Raw genomic sequence first — 16,487 nt, forward strand, 5'->3', positions numbered from 1 at the left:
CGCTCTATCGTCAACCGCGGTTTGGCGTGGCGGTTGATAAAGCCCATCAATCGGCCATTCAACACTTCCGATTGGACGTGCCCGAAGGACAATGCCATCGTTTGCGCCACCCACCTGACATGCGCACGACCATGACCCCGACCCGCTCTGCCCCGACTGCCTCCACGCCCTGCTCGATCCTGCTGCTGGCCGGTGGCCGCGGCTCGCGCATGGGCGGCCAGGACAAGGGCCTGGTGACCTGGCACGGCCAGCCGCTGATTGCCCATGTGCAGAAGGTGGTGCGGCCCTTCAGCGATGACCTGATCATTTCCTGCAACCGCAACGCCGAGCAGTACCGGCCCTATGCCGATCGCTTGGTGGCGGATGAGCAGGAGGACTTTCCCGGCCCTCTGGCGGGCGTGCTGGCAGGCCTGGCAGTGGCCCGGCATCCCTGGCTGCTGGTGCTGGCCTGCGACGCGCCGCGGATCGACAGCGCGCTGATCCAGGCCCTGCTGGATGCCCGCGCAGCGCACGCCCCTCATCCGCTGATGGTGCAGCAGGCCGGCTACTGGCAACCCATGTTCAGCCTGATTCCCACGGCGCTGGCAGCGAGCTTGCGCCAAGCCTGGAACCTGGGTGAACGCAGCCTGCTGCGGGCCCTGGCGCCCCACGGACTGAGCGCCCTGCCCTGCGCCGTGGACGACCCGCGACTGAGCAATTTCAACACCCCTGAACTACTGTCTGAAACAGACTCCGGGCCCTTGGCCTGAACGCCGAAGGTGTGCCCCGAGGGTCTGGCTCGGGAAGACTGAACGTCTTTCCACAGACCGGACACCTGCGTTACTACTGACTCCGTTTTTCTCACCACAGGTGCCATTGTGGACATCAAGCAACTCAAGTTTCTCATCGCCCTGGAACAGACCCGGCACTTCGGCCAGGCCGCCGCGCGCTGCCACATTACCCAGCCGACCCTGTCCATGCGCCTGCGCAACCTTGAGGACGAACTGGACCTGATCCTGGTGACCCGGGGCCAGCGCTTCGAAGGGTTCACCGAGGCCGGTGAGCGGGTCCTGGCCTGGGCCAAGACCCTGCTGGCGGCCCATGACGGGCTGTTCGCCGAAGCCGCCGCCTGCCGTGGGCAACTGGTGGGTAACCTGCGCCTGGGCCTGGTACCGCTGAGCGGCTTCAACCCCATCAGCTATGTACAGAAGCTCTCGGCGAGCTTTCCCGAACTCAAGTTCAGCCTGTCGTCCGCCAGCTCCGACCGGATCATCGAGGACATCGGCAACAACCAGCTGGACCTGGGGGTCTGCTACCTGGACCACGTCAACCCCAACTACCTGGACTTCTTCGAGATCGGCGAGACCCGGGTCGGCCTGCTCTACGACACCCGGCACTTTCATTTCCAAGGCAGCGAGATGAGTTGGGAGGACGCCGCCGAGCTGCCCCTGGGTATGCTCAGCACCGGCATGCACTATCGCAAGTCCATCGACCTGAGCTTTCGCAGCCGTGGCCTGAACCCGACGCCGATCCTGGAGAGCGATTCCACCTACCAGCTGTTCCAGGCGATTCACGAAGGCTTCTGCTGCTCGATCATGCCGTTGGACAGCGGCCTGGATTCGCCCATCGACAACCTGGCCTTCATCCAGCTGCCGGATGCCAGCGTGCTGGCGCCCCTGGGGCTGGTGATGCGCAAGACCGAGCCGCGCTCGGCGATTGCCGAAAAGTGCTTTGCCGAAGCCAGGAAACTCTTTGCCACCAAGGGCGAATGAACGCCCCCGGAGCCAGCGTGCCCCGGAGTGAATCGACTGTATTGAGGTGTCGTCATGGTTTGCCGTATCGAACAATCGGAGCAACAGCCCGAGGCCAATGCACCGGCCCCCGCGCCGCAGCGCGTGACCTATCGCGAATACAGCCCCGAGGGCGGAGTGGCCGAGGCGCCGCTGGCCGCGGAGATTGCCCTGGCCATCACCTACAACGGCCTGAGCCAGGCGGTGATGATGGTGTCTCCCGGCAACCTGGAGGATTTCATTCGCGGCTTCAGCATCACCAACGACATCGTCAGCGACCTCAGCGAAATCTACGACATCCGCCTGAGCCACTTTCCCCAGGCCTGCCAGGCCGATGTGCAGATTTCCAGCCGGGCCTTCTGGGCCCTCAAGGACCATCGCCGGCAAATGGCCGGGACCAGCGGCTGCGGGTTATGCGGCGTGGAAGCCCTGGAACAGGCGCTGCCGCAACTGCAGAGCCTCGAACCTTCATCGCTGCCCCCCGCCGAGCATCTGCAGGGCCTGCGCGAGCGCATCGAACAGGCCCAGCACATGGCCCGCAGCAGCGGCGCCCTGCATGCGGCGCTGTATTTCGACGAACAGGGTGAAGTGCGCCTGTGCCAGGAAGACATCGGCCGCCACAACGCCCTGGACAAGCTGATCGGCGCCCTGCTGAACGCCGGGATCGATGGCCGCCAGGGCTTCACCGTGGTCACCAGCCGCTGCAGCCTGGAGTTGATCCACAAGGCCGTGCGCGCCCGCCTCGGCACCCTGGTCAGCCTGTCGGCGCCCACCGCACTGACCGTGCAATGGGCCAACAAGCACCACCTGAACCTGATCCATGTGCCCCATCGCAATGCGCCACGGATCTACAGCCCGGTGTCAGCCGGCTGACCGAGCGGTTGGTGGTGCGGAAACCTGCCGCAGTTACTGCAAAACGCTGCGCCGACGCTTGAGGGTCCAGCCCTGCTGCATGCCGGCGGCGGCCAGCAGAATCGCGCCGACGCCCACCCATTGCAGCAGGCCCAGGCGATGACCGAAGGCCAGCCAGTCGACGAAGATCGCCGCAATCGGATAGATGAAGGACAAGGCCCCGGTCAACGCCGTCGGCAACTTCTGGATCGCTCCATACAACAGCACGTACATTACCCCGGTATGCACGATGCCCAGGGTCAGCAGACTGGCCCAGGCCGTGGCCTGCTGGGGCGGTGCGCCGAGGTTGGCCCAGGGCGCCAGCAACAGCACCCCGGTGCACACCTGGATCAGCGCGATCAGGTGTGGCGGCGTGCCGCTCAGGCGCTTGATCAGCAGCGCGGCAAAGGCGTACAGCAAGGCCGCGCCCAGGGCCAGGGCGATGCCCAGCAGGTAGTCGTTGCCGGTTTCGCCCTGGGTGCCGTGGGCGCTGACGATGGCCAGCATTCCGGCAAAGGACAGGCACAGCCAGAACAGCTTCTGCGGGGTGATCTTCTCCCCCAGGAACAGCGCCCCCAGGGCCACCAGGATAAAAGGCTGGACGTTGTACACCGCGGTGCCGATGGCGATCGAGGCTCGGGAATAGGAGCCGAACAACAGCACCCAGTTACCGACAATGGCCACGCCGCTGAGCACCGCCAGGATCAGCGCACGCTTGGTCAGAATGTTCTTACGAAGAAAACCGAAAGCGCCACAAATAAGTAGCAAAGTCCCGGCGCCGAACAGGCAACGCCAGAACACCACGTCCAGCACCGGTTGCCCGGACACCAGGACGAACCAGCCGATGGTTCCGGAAATCAGCATGGCGGCGGTCATTTCCAGCGAGCCGCGGCGCGTCAGTGCATCCATCATCAATCTCCTCTAACAGTGGCCAAATTATGCCCAGCGCAACCTGCCCGTCGCCAGTTCAAAACCTAGGCTAGACTCAATCAAGGCCTTTTTTATCAAGGCAGAACAGCCATCCCACCTAACGAGATCGCCATGCTTGATGCCATCGACCAGGCACTGATCAGTGCCCTGATGCAGGACTCCCGCCGCTCCCTCAAGGCCCTGGCGCAGATCAGTGGGCTATCCGCCCCCAGCGTTGCCGAGCGCTTGAAAAGATTGGAAGAACGCGGCGTGATCAGCGCTTATACCCTGGAGATCGATCCAAAACTTCTGGGCTACCAGTTGCAGGCTATCGTCCGCATTCGCCCCTTGCCGGGCAAACTGCAGGAAGTGGAACGGCAGATCCTGGCGATTGCCGAGTTCACCGAATGCGACAAGGTCACCGGTGACGACTGCTTTATCGCCCGCCTTCAAGTGCGCTCCATGGAACAGCTGGACAGCCTGCTGGACCGCCTCAACCATTTCGCCGAAACCAACACCGCGATCATCAAGAAATCGCCGATCAAGCGGCGTTTGCCACCCCTGGATTAAGACCGTAAATTGGGCGTCTTCACCCCAGAAAAAGCCCCTGGAACAAGCAAGAAATTTCCCTCTGGAGAGGCCGTTCTAGAGGCGTTTCTTACAAAAACTTACCCGACTTCTAGGCCGCTTTTCAGAAAGCTTCCCATCAGACATAAGACGATTCTTAAAATCCCCCAGACGTCTTTTTGGCGTCAATTTCAGTGATACCCTGCGAATCCTCTGACGACCCCACTAGCAAAATGCCTGCTCCTTTGCGGAAGCTGCGCATTGTTGTGGGCTCATGCCTGTCGAAAAGCCGAGTACAAGAACCCATGCCGATCCGCGTCCAGATAGCCGATGACCATCCCTTGACCCTGATTGGGATTCATACCCTGCTGGAAAACCGCGCCGAACTGGAAATCGTTGCCCAGGCCCACAGCGTGGAAGCCTTGTTGGAAAACCTGCAGCGCCAGCCCTGCGACCTGCTGCTGACCGACCTGATGATGCCCGGCGGCGATCAGGTGGATGGGATTCGTCTGATCAGGCGACTGCGTTCACGCTACCCGGAGTTGGCCATCGTGGTGATCACCATGCTCGACAACCCGGCGCTGATCAGCAGCCTGCTCAAGCTCGGAATCCAAGGCTTGGTGAGCAAGCGCGGTTTGCTCAACGACCTGCCCAAGGCGATTGCCGCCCACCCGCGGGCACCTTTCGTGTCGCCGTCGATCCAGCATCTGCTGGACACCAGCACCGCCTTGCATGGCAAGCCGCTACTGCAGCCCGAGCAGTTGTCGGCCAGAGAGATCGAGGTGCTGCGTCTGTACGGCACCGGCATGAGCATCGGCGCCATCGCCCAACACTTGTGCCGCAGTAAACAGACCATCAGCACGCAAAAGAGCAGCGCCATGCGCAAGCTAGGCCTGGACACCTCGGCCAGCCTGTTTCTGTACATCCAGGAACACGGCCTGAGCTGAGCTGTCCTGAAAAATTCTGGAGCTTCCCCCCTATGCCCCTGATTTCCCGCCCCCCCCAGTTCTGGAGGCTGATACGTGTCTGCCTGCTGTTCAGCTTCATGGTGCTGGTCAGCCTGTTTTTCAGCCTGCCCGCGCACTGCGCCACGTCGCAAGAGCCTGGCAACCCGTCGTTGACCCGACTGCTGGACATGCGCAGCGCCCTGCCCCACAAGGTGCTGCGGGTAGCAACCATCGTGCCCCCTGAGCGGCCTCTGGAAAGTGCCGGCAACCAGGTGCTCAAAGTGATCTCCGACGAGTACCTCAAGCTCATCGGTAAGCAGCTTGACCTGCGCTTTGAGTACGTCGAACTGGCCTCGCCCCAGGACGCGATCCGAGCCCTGCTCGAACACCGTATCGACCTGCTGCCACGGGCCACCGCGCTTGAAGCACGGAACCCCGGCCTGTCCCTCAGCCGTGCGTACCTGAACAACCAGCCGATCATTGTCGGGCGCATCAACGACAAGAGCCTGCCACCGGACCTGGAAGACAAGCGGGTGCTGGTACTGGACAACTACCTGGACCTCAAGACCGTCAGAAAGACCTATCCACGGGCCGACGTCAGCGGCGTGCACACCACCGCCCTGGCCCTTGAGCAACTGGCGGGCAAACAGGCCGACGCCTTTATCAGCGACCGCTTCCGCACCACCCTGTACATGCAGGCCCGCCCGGATCTGCGGCTGCACAGCAAGTTTTCTGCGCAATTGCCCGACGCCGGCTTCGCCTTCGCCGTGCGACGCGAGGATGCCACCCTGCGGGCACTGATCGACTACGTGCTCAACGCCATTCCCGAGGAGCACAAGCGCCAGATCCAGAACCAGTCGAGCCAGGAGCCCTTTCCCTTCGCGCCGACCGAGTCGTTTTCCCTGACCCCCAGCGAACTGAGCTGGCTCACCGCGCACCGGCAGATCAATCTGTTGGTGGAAGAAGCGCCGCCCTACATCTACCGCAATGCCGAGGGCCAATGGGCCGGACTGAGCATCGATATCCTGCGCACCCTGGCCGACTCGTTTCGCCTGCAACTCAACATCCTGCCCAGTCGCTCCAGGACCGATGACCTGGAACAACTGGCCGCCGGCAACGCCGACCTGACCACCCGCGACCTGGGTCTGCCCGACAATGCCCGGGGCATCGGCCTGAGCCAGAGCTACGGCACTCGCAACTGGGCCTTTGTGGTGCGCCATGGCGACAGCTCCCCCAGTTCCCTGGACGCCATGCTGGGGCGGCACCTGGCGCTGCCGCGCAACCACCCGCTGCTCGAACACCTGAAACAGCGCTACCCGGACATCCACCTGGTGCTCACCGACGATCATCGCCAGGCCCTGAATCTAGTGCTGCAACGTCAGGTCGACGCCACCCTGGATACTCCGGTGGGCACCGAGGCGCTGTCCGGTTCCGGGCTGCAGTTCGGCCTGGCCTTCGACGCCCTGCCCACACCCCATCGCTTTGCCGTGGCCCCAGGTTCCAGAGAGTTGCTGAGCGTGCTCGACAAGCTGCTCGATTCCATGGCCAGGAATCCGCAAAGCGACATCCAGCTGATCGCCGAACAACACTCCAGCACCGCGCTCTGGAGCTGGGTTGCCGAGCAGGCCTGGCATGTGGGCGTGGTGATCCTGATCATTTTCGTACTGTCGCTGATCTGGAACTGGCGCCTAAAGATCCAGGTGCGGGAAACCATCTGCGCGCAGACCCGCCTGCAGGACAAGCTGGCCTTCCAGTTCTCCCTGCTCAATGGCCTGCCGACACCGCTGTATGTCTGCGACCTGGACGGCCGGTTGAGCACCTGCAACCGCGCCTATGAAGAGTTCTTCGCCACCTCCCAGGAACAGGTCGAGGGCTGCCTGCCCACCGAGCAGCCGAACATGCCGCGCGAGTTCGCCGAGGTGCTGCAAGAGGAGCATCAACTGCTGCTGGCCAATCACCGGCCCCGCTTTCTCGACACCAGCCTGTGGATCAACGAGCAGCAATTCTGCCTGTACCAATGGCTGGTGCCGTTCTACAACGCGCGCGGAGTCCTGCAAGGGTTGCTGGGGGGCTGGCTGGACATCTCCGAGCGCAAGAACCTGGAACTCAAATTGCGCGAAGCCAAGCAGGTTGCGCAAAAAGCCAGTGCCGCCAAAAGCGAGTTCCTCGCCTCCATGAGCCACGAACTGCGCACCCCGCTCAATGCCCTGGTCGGTCTGCTGGAACTGGAGACCAGCGCCAGCCAGGCGCCCTCGCACAATCTGCGGGTTGCCCAGCAATCGGCGACCTCGATGATCGACCTGATCGGCAACATCCTGGATCTGGACAAAATAGAGAGTGGCCTGATGCAACTAGCGCCCCACCCCACCGCCCTGGAACCCCTATTGGCCAACGGTCTCGGGCTGTTTGCCGTGCAGGCCCGGGAGAAACGCCTGCAACTGAACTTCGACTATCAGGCCAGCCCCAACCGGCTGTACTGGGTCGACTCGCTACGCCTGCAGCAGATTCTGCACAACCTCTTGAGCAATGCCTTGAAGTTCACCGACCGCGGCCACATCCAGGTCACCCTGCGCGAAACCCATGTACAGAACAGCAACAGCCTGCTGACCCTGAGTGTGCGCGATACCGGCATCGGCATTCCCCTGGCCAATCAGGCGGGGATTTTCGAACCCTACCGCCAGGCCACCGCGCGCACGGCACACCTGTACGGCGGCTCTGGACTGGGCCTGAGCATCTGCCATCAGTTGGTGCAATTGATGGGGGGCCGCATCTGGCTGGAAAGCGAACCCGGACAAGGCTGCTGCATTCACGTCGAACTGCCGGTGAGCTGGCAGACGGCGAACGCGGAAGTGGCGGAACAACCGGAGGTGAAACCGATCACCGGCAAAGCCTTGCGGGTGCTGGTGGTGGACGACGTCTCCACCAATGGCCTGGTGCTGACCCTGCAGCTGGAGCGCATCGGCCACGTTGCAGAACACGTCAGCAGTGGCGAAGAAGCCCTGCAGTTACTGCGCCACCGCCACTACGACGTGTTGATCAGTGACTGCAACATGCCGGGCATGGACGGCTACAGCCTGGCCCGTGCGGTGCGTGAAGCCGAACAACAGAGCGGTGCCCCGCCGCGCCTGATCGTCGGCTACACCGCCAGCGCCCTGAGCAACGAAGCGACCCAGTGCTCCAACGCCGGGATGAACGATCTGATGATCAAGCCCGTGACCCTGGCCCGGCTGCAGGAAGTGCTGGGCAGTCACACCGGCGCCGGCGAAGAGCGGGTGCGCGCCTTCGACATCGACCACCTCAGGGACCTGGGGGAAAACAGTCCGACCCTGCACCGGCGCATCCTCAACGAGCTGACCAAGAACCTGCAGCAGGAAATCGCCGAACTGCGCACCTGCGTCCTGGCCAATACCCCGCACCTGATCAACGACCTGACCCATCGCCTGAGCGGCGTGGCCTGCCTGATCAACGCGCAGGACATGGCCAGAACCTGCGACGCCCTGAGAAAGGTCGACGTGACCCATCTGCCGTCCGTGCGCAACTGCCAGCAAGCGCTGCTCAACGCCATGGAGCAGGTTTACGAAGAGGCCCGCAAGCAGCTGGCCAGCTTGCGCGAAGCGCCCGACGCCGACAGCCCGCCTCTGCCCCAGACACCCCAGGTCCAGGGCTAGCCTCCCTGAGGCGGACGCCGGGGCGCCGGGCTGCGCGCCCCGGCCCGGCACTGCCGCCATTCTCGTACTTGTCTCATTCAACCGCCGCCCCCGCCTGCCTAACCTTGCGCCGGCTTTCGAGTACTGACAGTCAATGGCGCCAGACTCCCGGTGAGTCGCTACGCCAGCTCTCGATTGCTTGTTGAATCCAATAACGTCCAATCAGGGAACAATCGATGATCACGCGGCATACCCTCCATTCATTCCTCAAGCTTCCGCTGGCGATGGCCATCGGCCTGGCGGCACTCAGCGCGCAACAGGCGGCGGCGCACGGTTACATCGAAAAACCGAAATCCCGCGCCTTCATGTGCAGCAACCTGGGTGGCAACCTGAACAGCAACTGCGGCGGCGTGACCTACGAGCCGCAGAGCGTTGAATACCTGGCCAACGGCAGCCGCGACGGCTACCCGAGCACCGCCCAGGCCTGCCACGGCGAGTTCACCAAGTGCGGCCCCGCAGACGGCACCATTGCCGCCGGTGGCCTGCGCAACTTCGCCGGCCTCAACGAACAGACCGCCAACCGCTGGACCAAGGTCAACATCAAGCCTGGACTGAACACCTTCGACTGGCGCTACACCGCGGTGCACGCCACCCGTAACTGGCAGTTCTACATCACCAAGAAAGACTGGAATCCCAACCAGCCGCTGACCCGCGACTCGTTCGAACCGGTGCCACTGCTGACCGACAACTGGAACAACACCCTGCCGACCAAGACCGGCGGCACCACCAGCCACAAGGTCAACATTCCGGCCGACCGCAGCGGCTACCACATCGTCCTCGGCACCTGGATGGTGGGCGACAACACCAACACCTTCTATCAGGTGGTGGACGTGAACATCGAGAACAGCGAAGTCGCGCCTTCGAACTGGAAGAACATCGGTGCCGTTCAACCCCAGGCCCTGAGCATCGGCGACAAGGTCATGACCCGGGTGTTCAACGACCAGGGCGAACTGTCGGCCAAGCAGGTCACCCTGAACATCGACAGCGCCGAACTGGCCAAGGACAGCATCTGGCCCAAGGCCCTGGCCGAGAAGGTCAACCGGGCCAAGCTCGGCTATCAGATCGGTGAACTCAACGACAAGGACCAAGTGGTGCCGCAGTTCGGCAAGAACAGCATCTTTGTCGACAAGAACAGTGACATCAACAGCGTGCTGATCGCCAAGGAACAAGCCGCCAAGCCGGGCGAACTCAAGGTCACCGGCATGCAGTCCGAGTACAGCCTCAAGGACGGCAAGGTCGACCTGCACTTCAACGCCATCGCCCTGAACGGCGACTTCACCATCACCGCCAGCGTGGTCAATGCCAAGGGTGAAACCGTCGCTCACCAGCAAGCCGACAGTGGCAACAATACGCCGCACTTCAGCCTCGCGCTCAAAGGCCTGACAGCGGGCCAGTACGATCTGGTGGTGGTGGCCAAGTCGAAGAAAGGCGAGCTGCTGCAACAGACCATCAGCTTCAACCTCAAGGCCGAGCCGGTGGTCGAGGAAACCCCGGGCGGTGGCGGCAATGATGGCGGCACCACCCCCGAGACCCCGGGCAAGTACGACCACGTGTTCCCTGAGGGCTTGAAGGCCTACAAGGCCGGCACGCTGGTGCTGCAACCCAAGGACGGCAAGACCTATCAGTGCAAGCCGTTCCCTTATAGCGGCTACTGCGTGCAGTGGAAGGCCGGCGCGACTCACTACGAGCCGGGCATCGGTTCTCACTGGGAAATGGCCTGGACCCGCCAGTAATTCAGCAACTCCCCAGTTGCTCCTTGGGGCGTGACGCGCAAGCGTCACGCTCATTTTTTTTCCCGACCGGCCCGCTTGCGCAAGCCTGAAGTGTCTCGCCCGAAGGGCCGTAAAGACCCGCGGAAAATCCGGCAAACACTTGTTCCAGAGCCTTTTGACTCTCGTACTCGTCCCATGTGAACACCCCGGAGCAGCACGTAGCCTGTGCTCGCTGGCAAGGCTGCCGGAGCAGCGGACATCACGGGTGTCCCTGTGCCCCATCACCGGCCCCTCGCAGCGCTTCAACACTCATTTTTTAATTGCTCAAGGCATACACCATGATCAACTCCAACCGGACTCGCTCCTTCCTCAAGCTGCCAATCGTCATCGCCATGGCGACGGCGGGACTGGCCGCACAGCAAGCTTCCGCCCACGGTTATATCGAGAGCCCCAAGTCCCGCGCCTTCATGTGCCATTCCGATGGCGGCGCATTGAACAAGAACTGCGGCGACGCGACCTACGAACCGCAAAGCACCGAATACATCGGCCGCCCCAACGAGTCGGGCTTCTCCCACTTCCCGAGCAATGCTCAAGCCTGTACCGGTGACTTCCTGCAATGCGGCCCGGCCAACGGCACCATCCCGGCCGGTGGCCTGTTGCGTTTCTCCGGCCTCAACGAGCAGACCGCCAGCCGCTGGACCAAGGTCAAGGTCAAGCCGGGCCCGCAGAACTTCACCTGGCACTACACCGCCGGCCATGCCACCCGCTACTGGCAGTTCTACATCACCAAGAAAGACTGGAACCCGAACCAGCCACTGACCCGCGACTCCTTCGAAAAAACCCCGCTGCTCGATCAGCCATGGCCTTCACTCACCACCCCGGCGCCGGCCATGGGCAAGACCCATCACACCGTGACCATTCCGTCCGACCGTAGCGGCTACCACGTCCTGCTGGCGACCTGGAAGGTCCACGACACCGACGCCACCTTCTATCAGGTGGTCGACATGGACATCGACAACGACACCGGCATCCCGTCGAACTGGGTCACCGTCGGCTCGGTGCAGCCTGAAGCGCTGACCATCGGCGACAAGGTCAAGACCCGCGTGTTCAACGCCAAGGGCGAGCTGAATGCCAAGCAAGTGGTGCTGGACATCAACTCCGCCGAGCTGGCCAAGGCCGACGTCTGGCCGCACGAACTGGCGAAAAAGGTCAACGCCGCCAAGCTGGGCTACCAGATCGGCATGCTCAACGACAAAGATGAAGTGGTGCCCAGCTACGGCCAGAACAACATCCTGGTCAACAAGGGCAGCGAGATCGTCAACGTGATGATCGCCAAGGAACAGGCAGCCAAGCCGGGCGAGCTGTCCATCACCGGCATGCAGTCCGAGTACACCCTGAAGGACGGCAAGGTCGAGCTGCATTTCAACGCCATTGCCAAGAACGGCGAATACACCGTGAAAGCCACCGTGTTCAACGCCAAGGGCGAAAGCGTGGCCTTCCAGCAAGCGCCGGCCGGCAACACCCCGCACTTCTCCCTGCCGCTGAACAATGTCAGCGCTGGCGACTACGACCTGGTGGTCGTGGCCACCTCGAAGAAAGGCGAAGTGCTGCAACAATCCGCCCGCTTCACCCTCAAGGCCGAAGCCGGCGGTGGTGAAGGTGGCAACGAAGGCGGCAACGGCGGTAACGAAGGCGCCCAGTACGACTACGTGTTCCCCAATGGCCTGAAATCCTACAAGGCCGGCACCGTGGTCCTGCAACCCAAGGACGGCAAGACCTATGAGTGCAAGCCAGGCCCAGTCGCTGGCTGGTGCACCCAGTGGACCAGCGGCGCCAACGCCTACGAGCCGGGCGTAGGTTTCGCCTGGCAGTCGGCCTGGAACGTCAAGTAACTCAATCGCGTCAACCACCCGAGCGTGGCGCCACGGCGCCACGCTCCTCGTTAGCGGTCAAGCCCCCCCATGAGCTCAACCCCCTATTCAAGAACCCTGCTCCGGCAGGGTGAAAACCTGCCGAGGCGCCTGTGCTTATGAGCGCCCTTCGCCCCTCGCTTCGCGCTGGCCTGCTGGTCGGCGCCTTGTCGTTTCTGGCGGCCTGGCTGACTTGGCTGGCCTACAGCAGCTGGCAGTTCCGGCAAAGCCTGAACCCGGCGAGCCTGCAGGCGCCCTCCGTCGCGCCGCCAACGCCCCGGGCCCAGCCCGACCCGCAAGCCATCGCCCGGCTGTTCGGCGTGCAGTTGCCGGAGCACTCCAGCGACCTGCCCCGGGTGCCGCTGAGCCTGGTAGCCAGCCTGGTGGCCGGGCAACCGGAACAGTCCCGGGCCCTGATCGAATCGCCCGAAGGTCGCCGCTTCTATGGCATCGGCGAGCCCCTGCCCGGCGGTGGCAGCCTGCGCCAGATCGGCACCGACCAAGTGCGGGTGCAACGCTTTGGCGAGGAACTGATCCTGAGCCTGCCCCAGCACGAAACGCCATTGCTGACCCCGCAGGACCAGGACACCGCCGCGGCCCAACCCCATCCACAGCCAGGCAGCGGGAGCCTGCTGCAACCGTCTCTGCAACCCCCTGGAGCATCATGAATCGAGCATTTATCGCCGGGTCCCTGCTGACCCTGGGCACCCTGATCAATCCCGTGTACGCCACGGAAAAAACCGCCGCGGCCCAGCAATGGACCCTGAACATGAAGGACGCCGAGCTGCGCGACCTGGTCAACGAAGTGGGCCAGATCACCGGCAAGACGATGATTCTGGACCCGCGCCTGAACGGCAAGGTCACGGTGCAATCGAGCACCGCCATGGATCAGCAGGGCATCTACTCACTGTTTCTCACCGCCCTGCGCAGCCAGGGTTTTGTCGCCATGGACCAGGGCGACCGAGTGCTGATCCTGCCGGTGGCCGAAGCCAAGACCAAGGCCCACGCCGAGCCCAGCGGCGCCAGCGAAGAGTTCGTGACCCAGGTCATCGAACTGAACAACGCCAACGCCAGCGAAGTGGCCAGCGCGGTGCGCCCACTGGTGGCCGCGGACGCCTACATGGCGCCCTCCACCACCTCCAACGCCCTGGTGATTTCCGACAGCGCCAACAACGTCGAGCGGGTGCGCCTGGTGATCAACGAGCTGGATAACGCCGGTGGACGGCAGTTCAGCATCGTGCAGCTCAAGCACGCCTGGGCCACCGAAGTGGCCAAGACCCTGACCGACAGCCTGGCCGACAGCAACAGTGCGATGACCAGCGCCAAGGCCATTGGCGACTCGCGCAGCAACCGCCTGATCCTGGTGGGCCCGGCGCCGATCCGCCAGCAGATGCAGCGTCTGGCGCAAAGCCTGGATGTGCCGACCAATGTCGGCGACACCGCGCGGGTACGCCGCCTCAACCACAGCGATGCGAAGAAGCTCGAAGAACTGCTCAGCGGCATTGGCAAGCGCATGGAATCCGGCAACCGTGGCAGCGACAGCCAGAAGCCGGACAGCCCGGTGCTGGTCAGCGCCGACACCAGCCAGAACGCCCTGGTGCTGATGGCCTCGCCGGCCCAGCTGGCGACCTTCGAAAGCATCATCAACGAGCTGGACCGGCCCCGGGCCCAGGTGCTGGTAGAAGCGGCGATCGTCGAAGTCAGCGGCGACATCAACCAGGCCCTGGGCGTGCAATGGGCCGGCAACCGCGGCAAGCTGTCCGCCGCTGCCAACTTCAATAGTGCTGGCCTGTCCATCGGCACCCTGCTCAACAGCCTGCAGGACGAAAAGCGCCCGAACCTGCCCGATGGCGCGATCATCGGCATCGGCGGCAGCAACTTCGGCGCGCTGATCACCGCGCTGTCCAGCGACTCCAACAACAACCTGCTGTCCACCCCGAGCCTGCTGACCCTGGACAACGAAGCGGCGGAAATCCTCGTCGGCCAGAACGTGCCGTTCCAGACCGGCTCCTACACCACCGACACCGCCGGTGCCAGCAACCCCTTCACCACGGTGGAGCGCAAGGATGTGGGGATCACCCTCAAGGTCACGCCGCATATCAATGAGGGCAACTTCCTGCGCCTGAACGTCGAGCAGGAAAGCTCCGAACTGGCCGCCGCGCCGCCGGGCATCAACACCAGCGACGTGATCACCAACAAGCGCTCGGTCAAGAGCACCATCCTGGCCAACGACGGGCAGATCATCGTCCTCGGCGGGCTGATCAAGGACAACGTCAAGGTCCAGGTCAGCAAGGTGCCGCTACTGGGGGACATTCCCTGGGTCGGCCGTCTGTTCAGCAGCAGCAAGGAAGTCAACGAGAAGACCAACCTGATGGTGTTCCTGCGTCCAACCCTGCTGCGCAACGCCGCCAGCACCGAGCAGATGAGCCAGCACAAGTACAACAACATGCGCTCGCTGCGCAGCCCGGACGGCAAGACCGGCGGCCAGTTGCCTGCTGACGCCAACCGCCTGTTCGACGCCAACCGCCAGAGCGATGCGGGCCTGATCGACATGCGCGCCCCCGGCGCCCAGCGGCAACCATGATCGCCACCGCCGAAGACGCGCGTCTGGCCTTTGCCTACGCGCGCCGCCACGGTGTGGTGCTGGACCATCAGCCGGACGGCGCGGTGCTCTATTGCCGCGCCAGTACGCCGTTGTCGGTGGTGGCCGAAGTGCGCCGCTTCAACGGTGCGCTGCTGCGCAGCGAGGTGCTGGACGACGAGGCCTTCGCCCAGCGCCTGGCCGCTCACTACCGCGACGGGCAGAACGGCGCCAAGCAGGTGGCCGACGGCCTGGGCGAACAGTTCGACGAAGAGTTCGATCTCAACAGCCTGGCCGAGCAACTGCCCAAGACCACCGACCTGCTGGAACAGGAAGATGACGCGCCGATCATCCGCCTGATCAACGCGATCCTCAGCGAGGCGGTCAAGAGCAAGGCCTCCGACGTGCACCTGGAAGCCTTCGAAGAACACCTGTCGGTGCGCCTGCGGGTCGACGGCCTGCTGCGTGAAGTGCTGCGCCCGCGCCGCGAGCTGGCGACCCTGCTGGTGTCGCGGATCAAGGTCATGGCCAAGCTGGACATCGCCGAGAAGCGTATTCCACAGGACGGTCGGATCGCCTTGCGCATTGCCGGCCACGAGGTGGATGTGCGGGTTTCGACCCTGCCCTCCAGTCATGGCGAACGGGTGGTGATGCGCCTCCTGGACAAACAGGCCGGGCGCCTCAATCTGAGCCACCTGGGGATGAACGAGACGGTGCGCCAGCGCCTGGAAATCGCCCTGCACAAACCCCACGGCATTCTCCTGGTCACCGGCCCCACCGGCTCCGGCAAGACCACCACGCTGTATGCCGGGCTGGCCAGCCTCAACAGCCTGGAGCGCAACATCCTGACCATCGAGGACCCGGTGGAGTATCACCTCACCGGGATCGGCCAGACTCAGGTCAACGCCAAGGTCGACATGACTTTCGCCCGGGGCTTGCGGGCCATCCTGCGTCAGGACCCGGACGTGGTGATGGTGGGCGAGATCCGCGACCGCGAAACCGCGGAAATTGCCGTGCAGGCTTCCCTCACCGGACACCTGGTGCTCTCGACCCTGCACACCAACAGCGCCATCGGCGCGGTGACCCGGTTGGTGGACATGGGCATCGAACCCTTCCTGCTCTGCACCTCGCTGCTGGGGGTATTGTCCCAGCGCCTGGTGCGCCTGCTGTGCCCGGAGTGCAAGGAGCCCCACAGCGCCGATGCCGCCGCCTGCGAACGCCTGGGGCTGAGCGCCGACGCAGCGCCGCAGTTGTACCGACCCAAAGGCTGCAGCGCCTGCCAGCACTCGGGGTATCGCGGGCGCCGGGGCATCTATGAACTGGTGCTGTTCGACGACACCTTGCGCCAGTTGATCCACACCGGCGCCGGCGAGTACGAACTGCTGGAACACGCGCGCAAGCACAGCGCCAGCCTGTTCGACGACGGCCAGGCCATGGTGTTGCAAGGGCAGACCAGCCTGGAAGAACTGCTACGCGTGACCCAGAGGGACTGAT

Annotated in this window: 12 protein-coding genes; 11 read left to right on the forward strand and 1 reads right to left on the reverse strand. The window is 63.6% G+C overall.

Features of this window, described 5'->3' with window-relative positions; all coding sequences use genetic code 11:
- The first annotated feature begins 131 nt into the window (after window positions 1–131).
- The 3 genes from mobA (at window position 132) to fdhD (ending at window position 2,642) form a co-directional block, all read left to right on the forward strand.
- Window positions 132–749: a molybdenum cofactor guanylyltransferase MobA gene (mobA, locus tag WIN67_RS19360; RefSeq protein WP_339071728.1), complete on the forward strand. Its 618-nt coding sequence runs from the start codon at window positions 132–134 to the stop codon at window positions 747–749.
- Window positions 750–857: 108 nt separating this feature from the next.
- On the forward strand, window positions 858–1,751 hold the full coding sequence (locus tag WIN67_RS19365; RefSeq protein WP_267268494.1) for a LysR family transcriptional regulator: 894 nt from the start codon (window positions 858–860) through the stop codon (window positions 1,749–1,751).
- A 54-nt stretch (window positions 1,752–1,805) separates the two neighbouring features.
- Complete coding sequence (gene fdhD, locus WIN67_RS19370; protein WP_339069887.1) at window positions 1,806–2,642, forward strand: formate dehydrogenase accessory sulfurtransferase FdhD; 837 nt, start codon at window positions 1,806–1,808, stop codon at window positions 2,640–2,642.
- A 33-nt stretch (window positions 2,643–2,675) separates the two neighbouring features.
- Here fdhD and WIN67_RS19375 read toward each other — a convergent pair whose 3' ends face one another.
- Complete coding sequence (locus tag WIN67_RS19375) at window positions 2,676–3,569, reverse strand: DMT family transporter (protein ID WP_102881617.1); 894 nt, start codon at window positions 3,567–3,569, stop codon at window positions 2,676–2,678.
- Window positions 3,570–3,701: 132 nt separating this feature from the next.
- On the opposite strand from WIN67_RS19375, the gene WIN67_RS19380 reads away from it, so the two are divergent.
- From WIN67_RS19380 to gspE, 8 genes are all read left to right on the forward strand, one after another.
- Entirely contained in the window at window positions 3,702–4,139 is a 438-nt protein-coding gene (locus tag WIN67_RS19380; protein ID WP_102881618.1) for an Lrp/AsnC family transcriptional regulator, read from the forward strand.
- 302 nt (window positions 4,140–4,441) lie between these two features.
- Window positions 4,442–5,083 carry a response regulator transcription factor gene (locus WIN67_RS19385; RefSeq protein ID WP_102881619.1) on the forward strand — a complete coding sequence of 214 codons (642 nt, stop codon included), beginning with the start codon at window positions 4,442–4,444 and terminating at the stop codon, window positions 5,081–5,083.
- Window positions 5,084–5,115: 32 nt separating this feature from the next.
- Entirely contained in the window at window positions 5,116–8,751 is a 3,636-nt protein-coding gene (locus WIN67_RS19390) for an ATP-binding protein (protein WP_339069888.1), read from the forward strand.
- A gap of 215 nt (window positions 8,752–8,966) precedes the next feature.
- Window positions 8,967–10,523 (forward strand): N-acetylglucosamine-binding protein GbpA, encoded by a 1,557-nt coding sequence (gene gbpA, locus WIN67_RS19395; protein ID WP_339069889.1) that lies wholly within the window; start codon window positions 8,967–8,969, stop codon window positions 10,521–10,523.
- A 317-nt stretch (window positions 10,524–10,840) separates the two neighbouring features.
- Complete coding sequence (gene gbpA / locus WIN67_RS19400; protein ID WP_339069890.1) at window positions 10,841–12,394, forward strand: N-acetylglucosamine-binding protein GbpA; 1,554 nt, start codon at window positions 10,841–10,843, stop codon at window positions 12,392–12,394.
- Window positions 12,395–12,531: 137 nt separating this feature from the next.
- Window positions 12,532–13,080, forward strand: coding sequence for a type II secretion system protein N (locus WIN67_RS19405; RefSeq protein ID WP_339069891.1), 549 nt, complete (start codon window positions 12,532–12,534; stop codon window positions 13,078–13,080).
- Window positions 13,077–14,996, forward strand: coding sequence for a type II secretion system secretin GspD (gene gspD / locus WIN67_RS19410; protein ID WP_339069892.1), 1,920 nt, complete (start codon window positions 13,077–13,079; stop codon window positions 14,994–14,996). The genes WIN67_RS19405 and gspD overlap by 4 nt, the downstream gene beginning before the upstream one ends.
- Window positions 14,993–16,486: a type II secretion system ATPase GspE gene (gene gspE, locus WIN67_RS19415; RefSeq protein ID WP_102881625.1), complete on the forward strand. Its 1,494-nt coding sequence runs from the start codon at window positions 14,993–14,995 to the stop codon at window positions 16,484–16,486. The genes gspD and gspE overlap by 4 nt, the downstream gene beginning before the upstream one ends.
- Window position 16,487: the final 1 nt, after the last annotated feature.

Source organism: Pseudomonas idahonensis (assembly GCF_037903935.1).
GTDB lineage: Bacteria > Pseudomonadota > Gammaproteobacteria > Pseudomonadales > Pseudomonadaceae > Aquipseudomonas > Aquipseudomonas danubii.